Annotated in this window: 3 protein-coding genes; 2 read left to right on the top strand and 1 reads right to left on the bottom strand. The window is 41.4% G+C overall.

All coding sequences use genetic code 11. From position 1 onward, the window contains the following. The first annotated feature begins 280 nt into the window (after positions 1-280). Both AN213_RS19975 and AN213_RS19970 read left to right on the top strand, forming a co-directional pair. Positions 281-1,426 (top strand): porin, encoded by a 1,146-nt coding sequence (locus AN213_RS19975; RefSeq protein WP_055022127.1) that lies wholly within the window; start codon positions 281-283, stop codon positions 1,424-1,426. 12 nt (positions 1,427-1,438) lie between these two features. Further along, positions 1,439-1,846 (top strand): hypothetical protein, encoded by a 408-nt coding sequence (locus AN213_RS19970; protein ID WP_054563206.1) that lies wholly within the window; start codon positions 1,439-1,441, stop codon positions 1,844-1,846. A 64-nt stretch (positions 1,847-1,910) separates the two neighbouring features. On the opposite strand, the gene AN213_RS19965 is transcribed toward AN213_RS19970, so the two are convergent. Then, complete coding sequence (locus AN213_RS19965) at positions 1,911-3,536, bottom strand: methyl-accepting chemotaxis protein (RefSeq protein ID WP_054563205.1); 1,626 nt, start codon at positions 3,534-3,536, stop codon at positions 1,911-1,913. Positions 3,537-3,954: the final 418 nt, after the last annotated feature.

Genomic DNA, 3,954 nt, shown 5'->3' with positions numbered 1-3,954 from the left:
CTCTTATCTCGTATCTCGAAACTCTTATCTCGTATCTCGAAACTCTTATCTCGTATCTCGAAACTCTTATCTCTTATCTCTTATCTCGTATCTCGCATCTCGCATCTCGCATCTCGCAACTTTACTCTTTCCCCACTTTTAGTACCGTTTTTGTGAAAAATAACAACGTATTCGTTGATGTAGTTACAATTTATCTGTAACTTGTGTCGCCCATTTCGCTACGCACGACTATAATATTAAGCGAAATCAACATTTTCATACTAAATACTAGGGATACACAATGAAAAAACTTCCTATTGCATTGGCTCTATGTGCTGCTTTTGTGTCTGCAAACACAATGGCAGAGGTTCGCATAAACGGCTTTGCTTCTATTGTTGGCGGTAAAGCCCTTGACGACGACGCTACTCTTTACGGTTACGATGACGATATTTCGTTTAAAAACGAAAGTATGTTCGCATTACAGCTTTCTGCAGATTTACAAGAAAAGCTGAGCGCTACGGCACAAATTGTGGCGCGTGGTAGTGATGATTTTGATGCTGAATTTGAATGGGCTTATTTAACTTATGAGTTCAGCGATGAGCTACAAGTAAGTGCTGGTAAAATGCGCGTGCCTTTTTACCGTTATTCAGACTTCTTAGACGTTGGTTACACTTACCGTTGGGTTCGTCCGCCGCAATCTGTTTATAACCTTCCATTTTCAACGTATGAAGGCCTAAGCCTGTTACATAACACGCAATTAGGTGATTGGGATTCAACCGTTCAAGTTATTTACGGTAGCTTCGATGGCAACATTGCTGTGGTATCGGTTAATGGCGATACAGAGCTTAATGATATTGCTGGTATCAACTGGACGATGAGCTATGACTGGTTCAGTGCTCGTGCTGCGTACTTTGTAGCCGATACAACAATTGCAATTGAAAACGACACAGATGCAGGTGTTGCACTTAATGGCCTTGAGCAAACTCTTCGCGCTGCGGGCTTTGTTGATCAAGCAGATGATATTGCGGTAGACGAAGATGATGGTTCTTTCTTCGCTGTGGGCTTTTCAATTGATTACAACGACATTTTGTTTGATGCTGAATACACTGAGTTTGAAGTAGAAAACAGTGCTCTTGCTAAACAAACTCAATACTACACGTCTGTTGGTTACCGAATGGATGAGTGGATTGTGCACTTAACTTACGAAAATAACGACGACAAACACGATAGCAATCGCTACAACGCGCTACCTGCAGTACCTGCTTTAAACGCGGGTATTAATCAGGTGCTTGAAGGCGTTAGAGCAAAAAGCAATGTGTATACCATTGGTACTCGTTATGACTTCCACCCATCTGCTGCATTAAAAGTAGATTTCAGCCGCTTTAAAGATGACATTTCAGATACAGAAACCGACGTTGTTGCTGTTGCTGTTGATTTAGTTTTTTAATTGGAGCTCATGATGAAAAAATTATTAATCGCTACAGCAATGACTCTTTGCTCGCACGCTGCATTTGCTGAGGTTGCTGTTATTGTAAATCCTGCAAATGGCAATGCTATTGATGAAGGAACAATCAAAAAGATTTACCTTGGCAAGACAAAATCGTTTGACGATGGCACTAAAGTAAACCCGGTAAACCAAGACGGCAACAGCGTAAGCGATGAGTTTAACGATAAGGTGGTTGGTAAGTCGGGCAGCCAGCTTAACGCTTATTGGTCAAAACTGGTATTTACTGGTAAAGGTACTCCGCCTGAGAAACTAGCAAACGATCAAGCTGTTATTGATTTTGTTGCAGCCAACGGCGACGCCATTGGTTATATCGATGCAGCAAAAGTAACTGATAAAGTTAAAGTAGTCGGTACTTTTTAAGTCTTTACTTTCATTAATAAAAAACCAGGCAATTCAATTGTGCCTGGTTTTTTATTCGCTTAAATTACTCAATTTTAAATTTAGCTGTGGCGTCGAGCAACGAATCAGAAAGGTAATGAAGGTTTTTCGCGACATCACGTACCGCCGACAATGAATCCATTGTTTCTTCAAACGACATATGCATATTCGACACGTTCTCAACAACCATACTAGCAACTGATGTTTGCTCTTCGGTGGCTGCGGCGATTTGCGAATTCATACCGTTAATTTCTAAAATCTGCTCAGAGATTTTATCAATCGATTGCCCTGTATTTTCTGCTGCTTCGGCATTGTTTGTAGCCATATCACGAGCCGAATTCATAGCATTTACCGCATGGCTTGCTGCGGTTGTCAAAGTTGAAAGTAGCTCCCTGATTTCGTTAGTTGAGTGCGACGTTCTTGAGGCAAGCTCACGTACTTCATCTGCTACAACCGCAAAGCCACGGCCTTGTTCACCGGCACGCGCAGCCTCAATAGCCGCATTTAAAGCAAGCAAATTGGTTTGCTCTGCAATCGAGGTAATTACGTTTAAGATTTGAGTCACATTTTTAGTGTCATTTGCCAGTTGGTTAATTGTTGATGCCGCTTGGTTAATCTCATCACTTAATGTTTTTGACTCAGTCACAGAGCGCTGTATTTGCGTTCTGCTTTGCTCAACTTCGCGCTCAGCTGTTTGTGCAGCTTGTGATGCATTTGCCGCTGAATGAGAAATATCAGCAACACTTTGACGCATTTCTTCCATCGACTGTTTAACGATTTCGGCATCTGATGTTTGTTTGGTTGTTGCGCGCTCTGCACGTTCCATACCTTGTACAAGTCGCGTTGAGTTCTCCATTAATGGTTCACAAACCGCTATTACCTCAAGTACCGCAGCTTTTAACAGCTGTATAAAAGCATTAAAGTTAATTGACACTTGGCCAATTTCATCTTTAGCGTGAACTTCAAGTTGGGTGCTTAACGAGCCTTTACCGTCAGCTAATAGACGTAAGTTATTTGCCGCAGCACTTGCTGATGAGCCAATTCCTCGAGCAATCCAAATTGAGGTAGCAATAAGCAGAATCAGTGACACTACAGACACAATAAGCATTAAGTTTAGTGCATTGTCTGAACGGGCTTTAGTTGCTTGCACTAGTTCAAAAAAACGGTCGTCTGCACGGGTTTGTGCACGTTTAAATCCCGCTAAAACAGCCTCATATTGCTGTGTTTTTTGCTGTGCTTGCTGCTGAATTTTACTAAAGTCAGCGGTGCCATCGATCATTGAAGTGGCAATCATCGACGAGGTTTGCGCATAAAGCTCTAATTGTTTTTTTGTATCGGCTTGCACATAGCTGTCGTTAATGCTGATGATGTTTTGTAGGTTTTCATTAATCTTTTTATACGTTTGTGAAGCACTATCGACTAAGTCTGACTCACCAAACGTGACTGCTTGAGTGTATAACTCATCTAGTTTTTCGAGTAATGCTACATTTTCTGAAGTAAGTTTTACTACCTGATAAGATGACTTTTCTAACTCGTCGAGCGAGATTTTATTGTCATTCATCGCGATATAGTTCGTCACCACGATAATGACAAATGCCGTTATGGCAATGCATGTTATAGCGTGTATTTTTTTTGTGATGCTCAAATTGTTGAAAGAAATACCTGCAGACATTGAATCCACCTTTGTTGTCATATTACTTAGTATTATCGCCTGATTTCCCTAAAGTATTAACTATATTTATATATTTTCAGGTTTTTTTCGTAATTTGTTCTGTTTGGAGGAGGTCTTGTAGGAGGTACTTCAGTGCCGAACCAAAAATAAATAAGAGCGTTCAGCCTTCAGCTCTTAGACGCGCGAAACAAGTTTCACGCCTACGAATGAAACATAGGCGCTAGGTGCTGGGGTCTGGGCGCTGGGTGCTAGGCTCTAGGACGCTATATGAAATAGCTGGTTTCTAGTCGTTAGACGTCAGATATTAGATGTCAGGCGTGCTGCGGGGTTGGTTAGTTCGAATGTTTTCTCTGCAATGAAAAGCCTTTAGGAGTTATTGTAGGAGGTACTTTAGTGCCGAATCGAACATAAAAAGAGC

It is taken from the genome of Pseudoalteromonas sp. P1-8, assembly GCF_001399985.1.
In the GTDB taxonomy this organism is placed as follows: domain Bacteria; phylum Pseudomonadota; class Gammaproteobacteria; order Enterobacterales; family Alteromonadaceae; genus Pseudoalteromonas.
Note: the sequence above shows the minus strand (reverse complement) of the source record. Positions and strands in the feature narration are given on the sequence as shown.

Bases quoted from the DNA above. Each gene is read 5' to 3' on its own strand.
- AN213_RS19975 (WP_055022127.1), top strand. From the start codon at position 281: ATGAAAAAACTTCCTATTGCATTGGCTCTATGTGCTGCTTTTGTGTCT.
- AN213_RS19965 (WP_054563205.1), bottom strand. From the start codon at position 3,536: ATGTCTGCAGGTATTTCTTTCAACAATTTGAGCATCACAAAAAAAATA.
- AN213_RS19970 (WP_054563206.1), top strand. From the start codon at position 1,439: ATGAAAAAATTATTAATCGCTACAGCAATGACTCTTTGCTCGCACGCT.